The organism is Rhodococcus pyridinivorans, from assembly GCF_900105195.1.
Taxonomy (GTDB): Bacteria; Actinomycetota; Actinomycetes; order Mycobacteriales; family Mycobacteriaceae; genus Rhodococcus; species Rhodococcus pyridinivorans.
The window spans coordinates 2,837,148-2,853,538 of sequence record NZ_FNRX01000002.1 but is presented as its reverse complement, the minus strand read 5'-3'; the positions used below and the strand labels follow the sequence as shown (position 1 = coordinate 2,853,538).

Sequence of the window (16,391 nt, the reverse complement as noted above, 5' to 3'; positions counted from 1 at the left end):
TTCCGCTGACCCCGGCACGCCCGCACGCCGGTGGTCTCGACAGGAGCTGAGAACCGCACCGTGCGCATCCCGTTCGATCCGCGCCGAAGCCGGCGCAAGACCAATCCCGACGGCACCATGTCGCTGGTCGAGCACCTCTACGAATTGCGCACGCGTCTGCTGATCGCTCTCGCTGCGATCGTGCTCACCACCATCCTCGGATTCGTCTGGTACAGCCGCAGCCTGTTCGGCCTCGACAGCCTCGGGGAGATCCTGCGCGGCCCCTACTGCGACCTACCCGCCTCGGCCCGCGCCGACCTGAGCAACGACGGCTCGTGCCGACTGCTCGCCACCGGACCGTTCGAGCAGTTCATGCTGCGCCTGAAGGTCGCCGCGACCGCCGGCATCGTCATGGCGTGCCCGATCTGGCTGTACCAACTGTGGGCGTTCGTCACCCCCGGCCTGTACCGCAAGGAACGCCGCTACGCGATCGGCTTCGTCACCTGCGGGGCGGCGCTGTTCGTCACCGGCGCGGTACTGGCCTATCTGGTGATCTCCCACGCGTTGTCGTTCCTGCTGTCCGTCGGCAACGACGTGCAGGTCACCGCCCTTTCGGGCGCCGAATACTTCGGGTTCCTCATCAACCTGCTGGTGATCTTCGGGGTGTCCTTCGAGATCCCGCTGGTGATCGTCGCGCTCAACGGCGTCGGGGTGCTGCCCTACGCCAAGCTCAAGGCGTGGCGGCGCGGGCTGATCATGGCGGTGTTCGTCTTCGCCGCCATCGCCACCCCCGGCCAGGATCCGTTCTCCATGCTCGCCCTGGCGTTGGCGCTCACGCTGCTCGTGGAGTTCGCCATCCAGATCGCCCGGCTGACCGACCGGCGCCGCGCCCGCAAGGCCCGCGCCGAGGGCTGGGCCGATCTCGACGACGACGAGGGTTCGACGATCCCGGCCCCGAGCCCGGTGGAGCCGGCAGCGCCGACGGCGCCCACCGACACCGTACGGACCGATCCGGCCCGCACCGACTACTCCGACACCCTGTGACCGGCGACCCCACTCCCGGCCCTGCCGGTAACGACGAGACCGGCACCGCGCCGCTCGTCCCCACCCCGCAGCTCGCGGAGTTCGCCACCGGCCTCGGGTTCCCGCTCGATCCGTTCCAGATCGAGGCGTGCCGCGCCCTCGAGGGTGGGCATTCGGTGCTGGTGTGCGCCCCCACCGGCGCCGGCAAGACCGTCGTCGGCGAGTTCGCGGTGTATCTGGCGCTGCAGGGCGGTTCCAAGTGCTTCTACACCACCCCGATCAAGGCGCTGAGCAACCAGAAGTACGCCGATCTGTGTGCCCGGCACGGCCGGGACTCGGTGGGTCTGCTCACCGGCGACCAGTCCATCAACTCCGATGCGCCGGTGGTGGTGATGACCACCGAGGTGCTGCGCAACATGATCTACGCGTCGTCCACCGCCCTGATCGGGCTCACCCACGTGGTGATGGACGAAGTGCACTTCCTCGCCGACCGGTTCCGCGGCGCCGTGTGGGAAGAGGTGATCCTGCACCTGCCGGAGGACGTGCGGCTGGCGTCGCTGTCGGCGACCGTGTCGAACGCCGAGGAGTTCGGCGACTGGATGACCACGGTGCGCGGCGACACCACCATCGTCGTCGACGAGGTGCGGCCCATCCCGCTGCACCAGCACATGATGCTCGGCTCCCGTATCTACGACCTGTTCGACCGCCGCGCCGACACCGACACCGCCCCGACCCGGCGGCGCCGCGACATCGTCGTCAACCCGGAGCTGGCGTCGGCGGTGCGGCAACGGCAGAGTCTGTCCGGGATGGACCGCTGGGGTGAACGCGGCCCCCGCTTCCGGCCGCCGCCGCGCCCGGAGGTCATCGTCCGTCTCGACCGCGACGGTCTGTTGCCGGCGATTACCTTCGTGTTCAGCCGCGCCGGTTGCGACGCCGCGGTGCAGCAGTGCCTGCGCTCGGGTCTGCACCTGACCGACGAGACCGAAGCCGCCGAGATCCGCCGGATCGTCGACGAGCACACCCGGGATCTGCCGCGCGGCGACCTCGAGGTCCTCGGCTACGCGTCGTGGCGCACCGCCCTCGAACGCGGCATCGCCGCCCACCACGCCGGGATGTTGCCGGCTTTCCGGCACACCGTCGAAGAACTCTTCGTGCGGGGGCTGGTGCGGGCGGTGTTCGCCACCGAGACCCTCGCGCTGGGCATCAACATGCCGGCCCGCACCGTGGTGCTCGAAAAGCTCGTCAAGTTCAACGGCGACACCCACGCCGAGCTGACCCCCGGCGAGTACACGCAGCTGACCGGCCGGGCCGGGCGGCGCGGCATCGACGTCGAGGGCCACGCGGTGGTGCTGTGGCAGCCGGGCATCGAACCGGCGGCGGTCGCCGGGCTCGCCTCCACCCGCACCTTCCCGCTGCGCAGCTCGTTCCGCCCGTCCTACAACATGGCGGTCAACCTCATCGACGCCGTCGGGGTGGAGCGGTCGCGGGCGTTGCTGGAGATGTCCTTCGCCCAGTTCCAGGCCGACAAGTCGGTGGTCGGTCTCAAACGCGGCATCGACCGCAACGAGGCCACCCTCGCACAGCTGCGCGACCAGCTCGGCGGTGAGGGCAGCGAGATCCTCGACTATCTGCGGTTGCGCGCCGAGCTGACCGACGCCGAACGCGCCCACGAGCGGCGCGGCAAGCAGGATCGTCGGGCCGCGGCGGTGGCGTCGTTGGTGACCCTGCGGCGCGGTGACATCATCGCCGTGCCCGCTGGTAAACACACCGGCCTGGCCGTGGTGGTGCTGCCGGACACCGACGCCGGCGATCCGCGGCCGCAGGTCGTCACCGCCGACGCGTGGTCCGGTCGCCTCTCCGCCGGGGACTTCCCGACCCCGGCGACGGTGCTGGGCACGCTGCGGCTGCCGCGGCACGTCGATCACCGCACCGGCCGTGGGCGCCGCGACATCGCGTCGGCGTTGCGGTCGAAGGGCCTCGTGCCGCCGCGCCGTCCCAAGCGCAGCACGTCCAAGGGCGACACCCGCGAGATCGACGCGTTGCGCCGCGAACTCAAGCACCATCCGGCCCGTAAGCACCCCGATCTGGACTCGCTGGCGCGTGCCGGGGAGCGCTACCACCGGTTGCTGCGCGAAACCCAGCAGCAGCGCCGCAAGGCCGCCGCGGCGACGGATTCGCTGGCGCGCACCTTCGAGCGGATCGTCGCGCTGCTCACCGAACGCGGCTATCTCACCGAGGGTGACGATCCGGCGACCACCGAGGCGGGGGAGCGGCTCGCCCGCATCTACACCGAATCGGATCTGCTGGTCGCCGAATGCGTGCGTCGCCGTGCCTGGGCGGGACTGTCCGCCGCCGAACTCGCGGCGGTCGCCTCGGCGGTGATCTACGAGTCGCGCACCGACGAACCGGTCACCGTCGTCGGGCCGACCGGCTCGATCCGGCACGCGCTGGCCGAGACCACCCGGATCTGCGACGGCTTGCGGGCCGACGAGATCCGGCACCGGCTGCCCCCGACCCGCGAACCGGATCTGGGTTTCGTCACCGCCGCCTACACCTGGGCGTCGACCGCGTCGCTGACCGAGGCGCTCGTCGCTGCGGAGGCCGCCGGCAAGGAACTTTCACCCGGAGATTTCGTGCGGTGGTGCCGGCAGCTGATCGATCTGCTCGACCAGATCCGCACCTGCGCGGACGATCCGGAACTCGCCCGCACCGCCGGCAAGGCGGTCGGGGCGGTGCGTCGCGGGGTCGTCGCCGTCGATCCCACCGCCGAATGACCCGGCCCCTGCGGGGTGTCCGGGACGCCCGGTAGGCGTGTATGCCCGCGGCGGGTGGACGCTACCGTATGGGCACACAACGGGAAGGGTGAGTGGAGACGACGATGACCGGGCCGAACGAACCGCAGGACTCGCCGGGGCAGAAGCCGCCGGAATCGACGGATCCATGGGCACCCAACCCGACCTCCGGGGGCGGTGAGCAGCCCGGATCACCGTGGGCGCCGCCCGCCGGACAGCAGCAGTGGGGGCAGGGCAGCGGCACCGGCTGGGGACAGTCGCCCGCCGGGCAGTCGCCGTGGCAACCCGACACCGGTGCGGGCGGGAACGCTCCGCAGCCCGGGTGGGCGCCGCCCGCCGGGCAGCAGACTCCCGCGCAGCCCGGTGCCGGGCATCAGAATCCGTGGGGTGCGCCGACCGGTGCGCCGCAACAGGGCTGGGGTCCGGCCCCACAGCCGCCCGCCCCCGGCTGGGGGCAGCCGGCACCCGGTCAGCAGGCACCAGGACAGGCGCCGGGCTGGGGTCAGCAACCGGGCGCACAGCAGCCGTGGGGCGCGCCCGGTCAGCAACCGACGCAGCCCGTCCCCGGGTGGGGTGGGCAGCAGCCCGCCGGGGCGCAGCCCTGGGGAGCGCCCGCGAACACCTGGCAGCAGCCCGGCGGCGCGCCTCAGCAGAACGGCAAGTCGAAGCTGCCGTGGATCCTCGGCGGCGCCGGGCTCGTCGTGGTGCTCGCCATCGTCGGGATCCTCGCCACGACGATGTTCGGTGGGAAGGTCCTCGACACCGAGTCCACCCAGGCGGGCATCGCGAAGGTGCTCACCGAGTCCTACGGGGCCGGGCAGGTCGGCGACGTGCAGTGCCCGAGCGATCAGAAGGTCGAGGCCGGCCACAGCTTCACCTGCGCGGTCACCGTGGACGGCCAGTTCCGGGAGGTGACCGTCACCGTCACCGACGACAACGGCACCTACGAGGTCGGCCGCCCCAACTGACCGGAAGCGGTCATCGGTCGGCCAGGGCCGCGACCAGCGCGGACACCGGCCGTTCCAGACCCCACCGCTGCGCCAGCGCGGTGAGCTGCTCCGGAGCGGCCGGTGCCGCCGGCAACACGTCCGAGCGGGACAGGTCCACGTCGGCGTCGGTGGCGACCCGCACCACCGGCAGCGCCGCATCCAGATAGTCCGCCGCAGCGGCGAGTTTGACCCGCATGCCCTTCGCCATCGACGACGACTCGTCGACCGCGGCCGCGCGCACCGCGTCGAGAGAGCCGTACTGCTGCAGCAACGACGCGGCGGTCTTTTCCCCGACCCCCTTGACGCCGGGGAGTCCGTCCGACGGGTCGCCGCGCAGCACCGCGAGTTCGGCGTAGGCGGCGCCGGCCCGCTCGCCGGGCACCCCGTAGCGTTCGGCGACCAACGCCGGATCGAACAACTCGGCCTTGGCCAATCCGCGCCCGGCGTAGAGCACCCGCACCGGCACCGGACTGTCGGCGACGACCTGCAGCAGGTCGCGGTCGCCGCTGACCACGATCACCCGGTCGATGGTCTCGCGGGCGGCGAGGGTGCCGAGCACGTCGTCGGCCTCGAAACCGGCCGCCCCGCCGGTGGCGATGCCGGCGGCGGCGAGCACGTCGAGGATCACCGGCACCTGCGGCAGCAGCGCGGGTGGGACCTCCTCGACGGTGCCGTCCGACCCGGTGGCGACCCGGTGCGCCTTGTAACTGGGGATCGCCGCGACACGGAAGGCCGGCCGCCAGTCCAGATCCAGGCACACCACCAGCCGGGTGGGACGGTGGGTGCGGATCAGCGAGGCCACCATGTCCACGAAGCCGCGCACCGCGTTGACCGGGCTGCCGTCGGGTGCGGTGACCTTCTCCGGGATGGCGTGGAAGGCGCGGAACCACAGGCTCGCGCCGTCGAGCAACATCAGCGTGGGGTCCGGTGCGGGCGTGGGGTTCTCCGGTGCGGTCACGGACCACATCCTGCCATCCGGCCGCGGCCACTAGGCTCGAAGACATGACCACTGCCGCCCCCCGATTCCCCGCCGACCGTTACGCGGCCCGCCTCGCCCGCGCCGCCGAACTCGGTGCCGCCGCCGGCTTCGACGCGCTGCTCATCACCCCCGGACCGGACCTGCGGTATCTCACCGGTTCGCGCGCCGAGTCGTTCGAGCGTCTGACCTGCCTGGTGATCCCCACCGACGGCTCCGGCGCCACCGTGGTGGTGCCGCGGCTGGAGTTGGCGTCGCTGAACGACTCCGCGATCGGTGAGCTCGGTCTGCCGGTGCGGGACTGGGTGGACGGTCAGGATCCTTACGCGCTCGTGCGCGAACTCGTCGCGACGGCGGGGGCGTTCGCGGTGGCCGAGGCGATGCCGGCGCTGCACCTGGTGCCGCTGACCGCCCGGTTCGGCAACGCCCCGGCGCTTGCGACGTCGGTGATCCGGCAGCTGCGGATGGTCAAGGACACCGACGAGGTCGAGGCGTTGCGCCGCGCTGGTGCCGCCATCGACCGGGTGCACGCCCGCATGGGTGAATGGTTGCGCGCGGGACGCACCGAAGCCGAGGTGGCCGCGGACATCACCGCCGCGATCCTCGAAGAGGGACACACCGCGGCGGCGTTCGTCATCGTCGGTTCCGGCCCGCACGGCGCCGACCCGCACCACGAGGTGTCCGAGCGGGTCATCGAATCCGGCGACATCGTCGTCGTCGACATCGGTGGTCCCGTCGAACCTGGCTACTACTCGGATTCGACCCGCACCTACAGCATCGGCGAACCGGACCCGGAGATCGCGACGAAGATTGCGGTGCTCGAGAAGGCACAACAGACCGCAGTGGATGCGGTGCGGCCCGGCGTGCGCGCCGAGGACGTCGACGCCGCCGCCCGCAACCTGCTTGCCGCCGCCGGCTACGGGGAGGCGTTCGTGCACCGCACCGGGCACGGAATCGGCCTGTCGGTGCACGAGGAGCCGTACATCGTCTCCGGCAACGACGACATCCTGCAGCCCGGCATGGCGTTCAGCATCGAACCGGGCATCTACTTCCGCGGTGAGTGGGGTGCGCGGATCGAGGACATCGTCGTCGTCACCGAGGACGGCTGCGAGTCGATGAACCTGCGCCCGCACGGATTGACGGTGCTGCCGGGCTGACACCCGGCCGGGTTCACCGCTCGTCGAGCAGGGCGAGCAGCTTGTCGGCGAGGGAGACGTCGATGCTCGGGGTGCGGTCACTGTCCATCCCGCAGAGAGTAGAACCCCGCCACCGCATCCCGGAGCTCGACCCGGGACACTGGCCGCATGAACCACACCGCGCAGGGAACCGTCGTCATCTTCGGGGGACGCAGCGAGATCGGCGTCGAGGTCGCCACCCGACTCGCGCCGGGCCGCACCGTGATCCTCGCCGCCCGTCGCGCCGACGACCTGGCCGACGAGTGCGCCGCCGTGCGGGTAGCAGGCGCGACGGCGGTGCACCCGGTCGAGTTCGACGCCGACGCCCTCGACACACACACCGCGGTGCTCGACCGGATCGCCGCCTTCGGGCCGATCGATGTGGCGGTGCTGGCCTTCGGCATCCTCGGCGACCAGGCCCACGCGGAAACCGATGCGGCCCATGCGGTGTCGATCGTGCACACCGACTATCTCGCGCAGGTCGCGCTGCTCACCGACCTGGCCCAGCGGCTGCGCGCGCAGGGCTCGGGGCGGCTGGTGGTGTTCTCCTCCGTGGCCGGGTGGCGGGTGCGCCGCGCCAACTATGTGTACGGGTCGGCGAAGGCCGGCCTCGACGGTTTCGCGTCCGGCCTGGCGGATGCCTTGCACGGCAGCGGGGTGTCGTTGCTGCTGGTGCGCCCCGGTTTCGTGATCGGCCGGATGACGGAGGGCATGAGCCCTGCACCGTTGTCGAGCACCCCACCGCAGGTCGCCGGCGCGACGGTGCAGGCGCTGCACCGCGGGCGCGGGGAGGTGTGGGTGCCGGCGGTGCTGCGCCCGGTGTTCTTCGGGATGCGCCTGCTGCCGCGGGCGATGTGGCGGCGTTTGCCGCGCTGACGACTGCGGCAGACGGCGAGCGCTTCGCACAGACCGGGCCGATGTCGCTTGTCTCCCGCGTAGCCCTTGTCCGTATAGAGCGCCCTTGTCCGTATAGATCCGGTCGTCGCGGACTCCGGCCTTTGAGGGCTGTGCGTTGCGCTCGCAGATCTTGGCCCGCGGTGCTGCATCGGGAATAGCCGATCAGGATTCCATCCATGAGGCGACGAAAGTGCTGTTTGGGTCAGCTATTCGAGACCGACATGCAGGACGGTTAAGCAGGACGGTCGGACGGCCGTCTTCCGCAGGACGCGATCGAGTGCCGGACCGTGTCGGGGTGTGCTGTTTGAGGATCGGTCCGCAAAATTGATCTTGTTCCGAAAACGAAGGTTTTTCGACACAACCAAAGGTGGTGGTTACCGTCTCGGCCTCAACCCCCGCCACCTCCCGGCCGCCGGCCACTCCCGCGCGGTTCCACAGACCATAGGCGTGCACTCAGCCATATCCGCCCGATTTTTCCCGAGTACTACGGCTACCCCATGTGAACACACAGCTATCGCTGGGGTCGGAATGGTGGGACGCTGGACAGAGCCGGATCGGATGCGCCCCGCAGGGGGCTGCGCAGCCGTTCCGGTCACCACTGGCAGATTCGTTCGATGACAGAAGAACGCGTACGTTTCGGTTCCACCACGAGGGGGCACACGGTCGGTACCCAGGCCGGTCTATCCGGAGAGCTCAGCTCGGGGAGGCATCGCCAGTTCAACCCAGCAGCTGGCGATGCCGTCTTCGCACTCGTGCACCCGCACCGGCCTCCTCGAAACCTGAAAGCGAACGTGAACTGCCGCGTCCATTCCGACTAGGACGATGAGCAACAGCACCATGCGAGCTTTTCCGCGAATTCAGGAGTTCATCGCTCACTGCTGCACGTGGTCTCGGCTGATCGGCGAGGCTTCCACGACAGAGGATTCGCTCGTACCACCCTCCTTGGTGGTGGGCACCGATGCAGCTCGGGGTCGGAGCCCGTTCCACGGAAGTCCCGCTTGATCCGGAGATGTTCCACCGACGAGGAGAGACCATGAGTTTGGTGTACTACATCCTTCCCGACGGTCGTGAAGCCGGCTACGGAGTCGCCGCCGAATGCGACGATCCTCAGTGCCATCAGCTGATCGACCGGGGACGCGGGTATCTGTGCGGGGACAATCCCCTCGGGCGTAAGGAGGACGACGAAGCGGGGTGCGGCAACTACTTCTGCCTCGTGCATCTGCCCGACCACCGGTGCCCGGTGCCGGGATGCGATGTGCCCTGCGATGACGCGTTGCCGTGTTCGCTGGTGCGTGGTCACGATCGGCCGCACCGGAACACCACCGCCCGGCCACGCACGCGTACGCGTCGACGCTCACCCCCGAGACACCCGTGACCACCTCACACACCCGCGCTTGTCCCACCTCGATACCTGAGGGCGGTGCCCACACACCGGATCGGAGAATTCGCCGGGCCGCATCCAGCGCCGAGACGGCCGTCGCAGGCGTGGGCCGTCGCTACGGCGCGGGCCGTCGCTACGGCGCGGGCCGTCGCTACGGCGCGGGCCGTCGCTACGGTCCTTCCGCCGGTGGTGTCGTCCCCGGACGGGCAGGTCCCGCCGAGGGATGCGACCTGACCGGCTCTCCCGCAGGCCGACGCTGCGCCTTGGCGGTCTGTGCGCTGGCCGCCACGTGGGCTCTCTCGCGGTGTACCGGGCCACGGTGTGCCGATTCCCGACCACGTGACCGTGGTGACGGTAGGCTGAAGGTGCCGGGGCCTGAAGTGCGAGACCATGCCCGGTCTCGTCGGCGCCGTCGATATGAGCAGGCCGCTCTGCGGCCCAGTCAGGAGCGTCGCGATGACGCTGCACCACGCCCGGATCCGCTCGGATCGCTCTTTCTCTCGTTACCCCGCCGGACCTCGGCGACTGCGCGGTGATTGTCGCGAGTACCGGGTCCGGTGGACAGCCGCCACGGACCTCGGATGCCGGCACCGGCCTCCATCCGGACCCGACACGGGAGTATGACATGAGCAGACTTCCGCGGCGCCTGTTCACCAATCGTGACCTGGGGCGTTTCCGCGCTGCCGCCGACGGTGGACAGCCCTTCGACGCCCCGACCCGCACGGTGCGGCTGCTTCTGCGCGACCCCGACGAGCACTCCGCCGGCGTCGACGGCGCCTGGTGGCCGCGGGGCGACAATGTCACCGCCGAACTCCACAACCTGGTCTCCGCACTGACCTCCCGCCTGGGACGAACCGAACGGATCGCCTTCGACTGGAATGCCCTGAGCATCTCCCAGCGAGGTATCGATCCTCCGGACGGTCTCGACTTCGTCGGACCGGCACCGGATCAGCCACGCAACCAGATGTACGTTTTCGGCCGGGACGGAACCTGTCTCCGGTTGTTGATCATCGAGCCCATGCTCGATGCCGATCGAGCGTACGAAGACATGCAGAAGACCGTGGCACCGAATACCGAACAAGCCTGAGCAACCTAGGTGTTCGGTCATCGACAGACCCTCGCGATGCTGCCGTGTCACCACGACAGGCCTGAATGTGCGTAGCGTTCATCCGGTCCTACCAGCTCCCAGCCGAGGATCACACCCGCACACCGAAGACCACCGGGGATTCGGACCCGCGACGAACCCATCCGCCTCCAGGTGAGGATCTGCACAGCTGAACGAAAGGCGCCGGACGATGCCCATGCTCCCCATGATCGAGGCAGTGCTGCGGACCCATTACCGCCTCCTCCGAGTCCCGCTGGCGGTATTCGAGCAACACCTATCTCGTCCTGCCGGGCAGGGCTCTGCCGTGCATTCGGCCTGCCGACAAGTACTGATCACGTGTGACCGCACGGCCGCGCACGTTCTGCGTGACGGGACGGCCGGCCATGCCGCCGACCGGACCGAGCAGCGCCACACCGCCGACCGCCACGCTCACGCCCGGAAACAACACGACCGAGACCTGCGGGACGCAGCAGTACTCGACGAGCACCGCCGTCGATTCCTCGACAGCCACTACCGGGCTGGACACACCTTGCCACCGGCCCATTCATCGGAGACACCACCGAAAGCCGCCAACGGTAGCGTTGAACAACGATGATCCCCGATATTCGGATGTGCGCTCCGGGGGCCTCCCGCACCGAGAACCGCCAACGATCTGAAGGAATGCGCAGACGAGGGGATCTCCCGTCACGAGATACGGGCAGTGCACCTCATCCTAAAATCCACAAATAGGCTGTAGGTTCTCGCCCAACTTGTCAGTCGTGCAGCAGCGCGTGGACCCGCGGCGTTCCGACTTCGTGTCCGTCAGAGATTCTCGCGAACTTGCCGGAATCCTCAGAAATTCCGACCCCGTCTCGCTGCGCACCTACCCTGAACTGGGGAAACGCGGAGATGAGGGCGCCCTACCGGGGACTGTAAGAACAACGGTGTAACTCTGAAAGGAGATGCACCACCATGACCGATGTGATTGATCGTGAGGACGAATCGAACTCGGCACCTGTGGGTGCCAGCGATGCCCGGCTGCAGGAACTGGTGGATCAGGCGCGGGCCGAAGGCCTCCAGCTCACCGGCGAGGGCGGGTTGCTGGCGAAGTTGACCAAGCTGGTGGTGGAGTCCGCCCTCGAGGGCGAGATGGACGACCACCTCGGCTACGGCAAGAATGACCCGGCCGGCAGGGGCAGCGGCAACTCCCGCAACGGCAGACGCGCCAAGACCGTGCTGACCGAGGCCGGCCCGGTCGAGCTCGACGTACCCCGGGACCGGGAGTCCTCGTTCGAGCCGAAGATCGTGGCCAAGCGGCAGCGGCGGCTGACCGGGGTGCAGGACATGGTGATCTCGCTGTCGGCCAAGGGACTGACCACCGGTGAGATCTCTGCGCACCTGGCCGAGGTCTACGGCGCCGAGGTGTCCAAGCAGACGATCTCGACGATCACCGAACGGGTGATGGACGGCATGGCCGAGTGGCAGAACCGGCCGCTGGACCCGGTGTATCCGGTGCTGTTCATCGACTGCATCCACGTCAAGATCCGCGACGGCAACGTGGCCAACCGGCCGATCTACGTCGTGATGGGGGTGACTGTGGACGGCACCCGCGACATCCTCGGATTATGGGCCGGCGAGCACGGCGACGGGGAGGGGGCGAAGTATTGGCTTCGGGTGTTGTCGGAGCTGAAGAATCGTGGTGTGCAGGATGTGCTGATCGTCGTGTGCGACGGTCTGAAGCATCTGCCCGACTCGATCGGGCAGGTGTGGCCGCAGACCATCGTGCAAACCTGCGTGGTCCACCTCCTCCGCAATACCTACGCCTACGCCTCCCGCAAGGACTGGGCCGAGATCGCCAAGGACCTCAAACCGGTGTACACCGCGCCGTCGGAGCAGGCCGCGCTGGACCGGTTCGCCGAGTTCAGCGACAAATGGGAGAAACGCTATCCCGCGATCATCCGGCTCTGGACCAACACCTGGGCCGAGTTCGTGCCGTTCCTGCAGTTCGACAACGCCATCAAACAGGTCATCTACACGACCAACGCCATCGAAAGTGTCAACGCCCGAATCCGCAGGGCCGTCAAGGCCCGCGGTCATTTCCCGACCGAGGCCGCGGCCCTGAAATGCGTGTACCTGGCCATCATGAGCCTCGATCCCAAAGGCACCGCCCGCCAACGCTGGTCCAACCGCTGGAAGGCAGCACTGAACGCCTTCGAGATCACCTTCGACGGACGCCTGTCCGCTGGACGAAAGTAGCTACAGTTCAACCAGTTACACCGTCAACTTGACAGACCCGAACGCGGGAACGCTCGGTGCTTCACCGTCTACGCGGGGACGGAATTAGGATTAATTTCTTTGTTCGACAGTGCAACGTTCGAGTAGGGCCGCCAACTTTCCGGAGTCGATGCGGTCGTTGTCGTCGGCGATTCCTGTGGAAACGAGAATATGGTCAACAAGGCCTATGAATGACTCGACGTTGTCCGGCGTGACACCGCTGGCCAAGGCGAGCGGATGGTTGTGGAGTCCCTCGCGAAGGGCCTCGAGTTTGTGAGTGTCGGCGGCTAGTCCTGTACCGGGTCCGGAGGTGGTGGGGACATCGACGTGGCGGCGTGCGAGTTCGCCCAGGCGTGGAAGGTCGGTCTCCGAGACGGGGGTCTGGTATTTGAAGGCGATGCCGCCGAAGTGCAGTCCGGTCCATCCGGTTCGTTCTCGTGCTGAGTGGAGTGAATGGAACTCGTGGTCGTCGCCGTCGAGGGAGACGCCGGCGTTGTCGGTCCAGATGGCGTCGAGAGGAATACCGCCAGGAAAGTGCGGTGCGAGGATGTTCAGTGCCTCAGTTGCGCTGCGGCGAATGACGTTTGCGCCCAGGAAGATGTCGGGTTGCTTCAGGCGGACGTGATCGATGCATCGGGCCAGGCGGATGTCATCTGCGTCGTGGTCGATGAGGAAGACCCCGGAAATGGGATGGCGACGAGCGACCTCGACTTGTTCGGACACTTGGTCGAGATCGTGGACGTGGATCACGGGATATATGCGCATCGCGATGCTCCTGCTGGTTGCGTTGGAGGTGTCAGGGTCGTACGCGTGTCACCGTGGATGGGGCAAGGCCCCACTCGGAACGTCCGAGTCGGGTCGGCGGTGCGACCTTGGAAAAGTCGGGGAGTCCGTCGTCGGCCAGTACGGCGCTAGCGACAACGACGTTGACGACGCGTCCGAAGATCAATGAGCAGTTTCCCATCTCCACGATCGTGTGCTTGACGCATTCGAACGCGATCGGCGCTTCGGCAACTCGAGGGACAGCCAGGACGTCGCTGTCGTGGGGGTTCATTCCCGCCTGGGTGAATTCATCGATCTCGTAGGGAAAGGATTCGGAGGTGGCATTAATGGGGTCGATGAGTGTTTCGGTCCCGATGTTCACAACGAATTCACCGGTTTCGATGATGTTGCGCCAGCTGTCCTTGTGCCCGACCGAGTTGAACTGCACGATCGGAGGCTTGGTGGAGGCAACCGTGAAGAAACTGTACGGGGCGAGATTCAAGATCCCGGCGCTCGAGCGCGTCGACACCCAGGCGATGGGGCGCGGCACCACCGAGGCAGCCAGGACGTGATAGAAGTCCGCAGCACGCATCACGGCCGGATCGAAGCGAGTATATGAGTCTGCGGTCGGGTCGATCGAGTACATGGGGGAGCGGCCTTGGGTCAACAGCACGCCCCGGCGGTAAGGATGTCCAGGCGTTTGGCCAAGTTCTTGTCCAGATGGGCAACGGTGCTGATCAGGTGGGTTCGCAAGGCTTGGCGGGCCTGCTCGGGCCGGTGCGCAACGCACGCTGCGAGCATGCGTTCGTGTTCTTCGCGGCGGAGGGTGAGTTGGTCACCATCCTGTTCGCTGGTGACACGGTAGCGTTCGCTGTTGAGCCAGGTCGGGTCGATGGAGCGGAGCATCCATACCGAGCCGGCGGCGCGGTAGATGGCGTAGTGGAAGTCCTTGTGTGCGATGCGAGCCTCGATGATGTCGCCGTCTTCGAGTGCGATGCGCTGCCGTTCCAATGCCTCGCGGGCCGCCGCTTCGTCGTCTGCGTCGAAATTTTCGGCGGCGCGGCTGCAGAGGATGCCTTCGAGCGTGATGCGGGTCCGGTAGGTGTCGATGAGGTCGTCCGTCGATATTTCTCGGACCCGCGCCCCCTTGTGGGGGGTCATCTCGATCACGCCGATGGCCTCGAGCTGGCGGAGTGCCTCGCGGATGGGCATCATGCTCATCCCCAGGGTGGTCGACAGCTCTTGCAGCCGGAGTGGAGCGCCCGGCGGGATATCACCGTTGCAGATGGACTCGAGAATGGCGTTGTACGCCTGTTCGAGTGTTGTCGAACGCTTGGGTTTCTTCACTCCGGCTGCGGTCATATCAGTAGCTCCCGTTCAACAGTTCGCCTGCACGGGGAACGTACCGCTTCAGGCCGAGTTCTTTCAGCAGCTGGTAGGTGGTGGCGACGGCTGCGGACAGCACAGGCTTGCCGATTCGGTCCTGAACGACCTGGACGGCGGCCAGCGATGGCATCTGTACGCACGCGGACAGCACGACTACATCGGCCTGACTGTGGTCGAGCCGTTCGACGATGTCCACCAGCGCCATCGGGTCCCGGGAGCCGACCTCGAGGTTGTCGGGAATTTCGAGGGCGATGAAGTCGGTGACCTCGAAGCCCTCACCGGAGATGTAGTCGACGACCTGCTCGGTCAAGGGGCGCATGTACGGGGCGATGAGGGCGACCTTACGGGCACCGAGTACCTTCAGCCCGTCGACCAGGGCGCCGGCGCTGGTGACCACCGGCGCTTCGGCGTCGTTGTCGACGGTCACCTGGTGCAGGCGCTTCTCCGAGGTGCAGTGGTACCCGGCGCCGCGGGTCATGATCGCTACCAGACAGGCGTAGCCGAGGACATCGACGTGGGCGTCGGACAGTTCCAGGGCGCAGCGATCGGACTCGTCGTCCATCGCTTCGAGCTGAGCCTTGGTCACTTCTTTCATCCGCATACGCGAGGAGTGGAAAGTGAAGCGCTCGGGTTCGACCTCTTCGCGGGCGCGCAGCATCGCGGGGATCTCGGTTTCCATCGTGATGTTGGAGCTCGGGACGATCTGGCCGATGCGGTAGGCGCGGGGGGATGCCGGTGTGGTCATGGTCAGACCGCCTTGACGGGGTTGGCCAGGGTGCCGATCTTTTCGATGGTTGCGGCCACGACATCACCCGGGGTCAGGTACGTCGGCGGGGTCATCGCCGCACCTACGCCCTGAGGGGAGCCGGTGGCGATGATATCGCCGGGTTCGAGAGTGACTCCGGAGGTGATATCGGCGATGAGCTGGGGAATCTTGAACAACATGTGCCGAGAGTTTCCGTTTTGGCGCTGCTCACCGTTGACGGTCAGCGACAACTGCAGGGTGTGGGGGTCACCGAGTTCGTCCGCGGTGACGACCATGGGACCGAAGGGCTTGTAGCTGTCCTGTCCCTTGGAGAAGAACCACTGCCCGGAGCGGCGCTGGTCGCGGGCGCTGATGTCGTTGACGATGCTGTAGCCGAAGACGTGGTTCATCGCGTCGTCTTCGGTCACCGACTTGGCGATGTCGCCGATGATCACGGCGAGTTCGCATTCCCAGTCCAGCTGTTCGGTCAGCTCGCTGTTGTGCAGGATCGGCTCGTCGGGGCCGATCACCGCGGTGCCCGGTGTGCTGAACAGCACCGGCCGCGTCGGCAGGTTCTCGTCGGTGTCGAGGGATCGGCTCGATTCTTCGACGTGCTCGACGTAGTTCAGTCCGACACCGATGAGCTTGCCGGGACGGAATGGGGCGTGCAGCACCACTTCGTCCAGTGAACGGGTGGCTTCTGCGGGCCAGGACTGGGTGGTGGCGATGGTCTGGGCGACCCGGCGGTGCAGGTCCGGGCCAGCGGCGATGTAGTCGCGTAGATCGTTGGGAACATCGATCACCGACTGCAGGGCGGGGACAAGATCGAGGACGAGAGCATCGTCGAGGACGACTCCGAGATGACGTTCCCCGTCGGTGCCGAAGCTGAAGTTGACAAAGCGCACGAAATTCTCCTTGTTCGATGAAT

15 protein-coding genes are annotated in these 16,391 nt (G+C 67.6%); 8 read left to right on the top strand and 7 right to left on the bottom strand.

Annotated features, from left to right (window positions below):
• The first annotated feature begins 60 nt into the window (after positions 1-60).
• The 3 genes from tatC to BLV31_RS25405 all read left to right on the top strand — a co-directional run bounded on the left by tatC (position 61) and on the right by BLV31_RS25405 (position 4,762).
• A complete protein-coding gene (tatC, locus tag BLV31_RS13530) occupies positions 61-1,023 on the top strand; it encodes a twin-arginine translocase subunit TatC (RefSeq protein WP_019289529.1) in 963 nt (320 codons plus the stop codon).
• Positions 1,020-3,776, top strand: coding sequence for a DEAD/DEAH box helicase (locus tag BLV31_RS13525; RefSeq protein ID WP_064062094.1), 2,757 nt, complete (start codon positions 1,020-1,022; stop codon positions 3,774-3,776). The genes tatC and BLV31_RS13525 overlap by 4 nt, the downstream gene beginning before the upstream one ends.
• A 104-nt stretch (positions 3,777-3,880) precedes the next feature.
• Positions 3,881-4,762, top strand: coding sequence for a DUF4333 domain-containing protein (locus tag BLV31_RS25405; RefSeq protein WP_064062098.1), 882 nt, complete (start codon positions 3,881-3,883; stop codon positions 4,760-4,762).
• A gap of 10 nt (positions 4,763-4,772) precedes the next feature.
• Here the strand turns inward: BLV31_RS25405 and BLV31_RS13515 are convergent, their stop codons facing one another.
• Entirely contained in the window at positions 4,773-5,750 is a 978-nt protein-coding gene (locus BLV31_RS13515; protein ID WP_006552184.1) for a 5'-3' exonuclease, read from the bottom strand.
• A gap of 35 nt (positions 5,751-5,785) precedes the next feature.
• Between BLV31_RS13515 and BLV31_RS13510 the strand changes: the two genes are divergently transcribed.
• The 4 genes from BLV31_RS13510 (at position 5,786) to BLV31_RS13500 (ending at position 10,299) form a co-directional block, all read left to right on the top strand.
• Positions 5,786-6,916: a M24 family metallopeptidase gene (locus BLV31_RS13510; protein WP_064062093.1), complete on the top strand. Its 1,131-nt coding sequence runs from the start codon at positions 5,786-5,788 to the stop codon at positions 6,914-6,916.
• Between the two features lie 147 nt (positions 6,917-7,063).
• Positions 7,064-7,810 carry a decaprenylphospho-beta-D-erythro-pentofuranosid-2-ulose 2-reductase gene (gene dprE2, locus BLV31_RS13505; protein WP_006552186.1) on the top strand — a complete coding sequence of 249 codons (747 nt, stop codon included), beginning with the start codon at positions 7,064-7,066 and terminating at the stop codon, positions 7,808-7,810.
• Positions 7,811-8,864: 1,054 nt separating this feature from the next.
• On the top strand, positions 8,865-9,206 hold the full coding sequence (locus tag BLV31_RS24690; RefSeq protein ID WP_019289557.1) for a hypothetical protein: 342 nt from the start codon (positions 8,865-8,867) through the stop codon (positions 9,204-9,206).
• A 631-nt stretch (positions 9,207-9,837) separates the two neighbouring features.
• Complete coding sequence (locus BLV31_RS13500) at positions 9,838-10,299, top strand: DUF5994 family protein (protein WP_064062092.1); 462 nt, start codon at positions 9,838-9,840, stop codon at positions 10,297-10,299.
• A gap of 292 nt (positions 10,300-10,591) precedes the next feature.
• On the opposite strand, the gene BLV31_RS13495 is transcribed toward BLV31_RS13500, so the two are convergent.
• On the bottom strand, positions 10,592-10,828 hold the full coding sequence (locus BLV31_RS13495; protein WP_064062091.1) for a hypothetical protein: 237 nt from the start codon (positions 10,826-10,828) through the stop codon (positions 10,592-10,594).
• Positions 10,829-11,268: 440 nt separating this feature from the next.
• Here BLV31_RS13495 and BLV31_RS13490 point away from each other — a divergent pair, with 440 nt between their 5' ends.
• Positions 11,269-12,552, top strand: a complete 1,284-nt coding sequence (locus BLV31_RS13490) for an IS256 family transposase (RefSeq protein WP_074853058.1) — start codon at positions 11,269-11,271, stop codon at positions 12,550-12,552.
• Positions 12,553-12,642: 90 nt separating this feature from the next.
• On the opposite strand, the gene BLV31_RS13485 is transcribed toward BLV31_RS13490, so the two are convergent.
• Genes BLV31_RS13485 through BLV31_RS13465 form a run of 5 tightly spaced genes read right to left on the bottom strand, consistent with a single transcriptional unit; the run spans position 12,643 to position 16,368 of the window.
• Positions 12,643-13,335, bottom strand: coding sequence for a BtpA/SgcQ family protein (locus BLV31_RS13485; RefSeq protein ID WP_139192954.1), 693 nt, complete (start codon positions 13,333-13,335; stop codon positions 12,643-12,645).
• Positions 13,336-13,366: 31 nt separating this feature from the next.
• Positions 13,367-13,978: a flavin reductase family protein gene (locus tag BLV31_RS13480; RefSeq protein ID WP_064062100.1), complete on the bottom strand. Its 612-nt coding sequence runs from the start codon at positions 13,976-13,978 to the stop codon at positions 13,367-13,369.
• A 17-nt stretch (positions 13,979-13,995) separates the two neighbouring features.
• Entirely contained in the window at positions 13,996-14,694 is a 699-nt protein-coding gene (locus BLV31_RS13475; protein ID WP_064062101.1) for a GntR family transcriptional regulator, read from the bottom strand.
• A gap of 1 nt (position 14,695) precedes the next feature.
• Positions 14,696-15,463, bottom strand: a complete 768-nt coding sequence (locus BLV31_RS13470) for a maleate cis-trans isomerase family protein (protein WP_033098387.1) — start codon at positions 15,461-15,463, stop codon at positions 14,696-14,698.
• A gap of 2 nt (positions 15,464-15,465) precedes the next feature.
• Positions 15,466-16,368 carry a fumarylacetoacetate hydrolase family protein gene (locus BLV31_RS13465; RefSeq protein ID WP_033098388.1) on the bottom strand — a complete coding sequence of 301 codons (903 nt, stop codon included), beginning with the start codon at positions 16,366-16,368 and terminating at the stop codon, positions 15,466-15,468.
• Between the last annotated feature and the right edge of the window lie 23 nt (positions 16,369-16,391).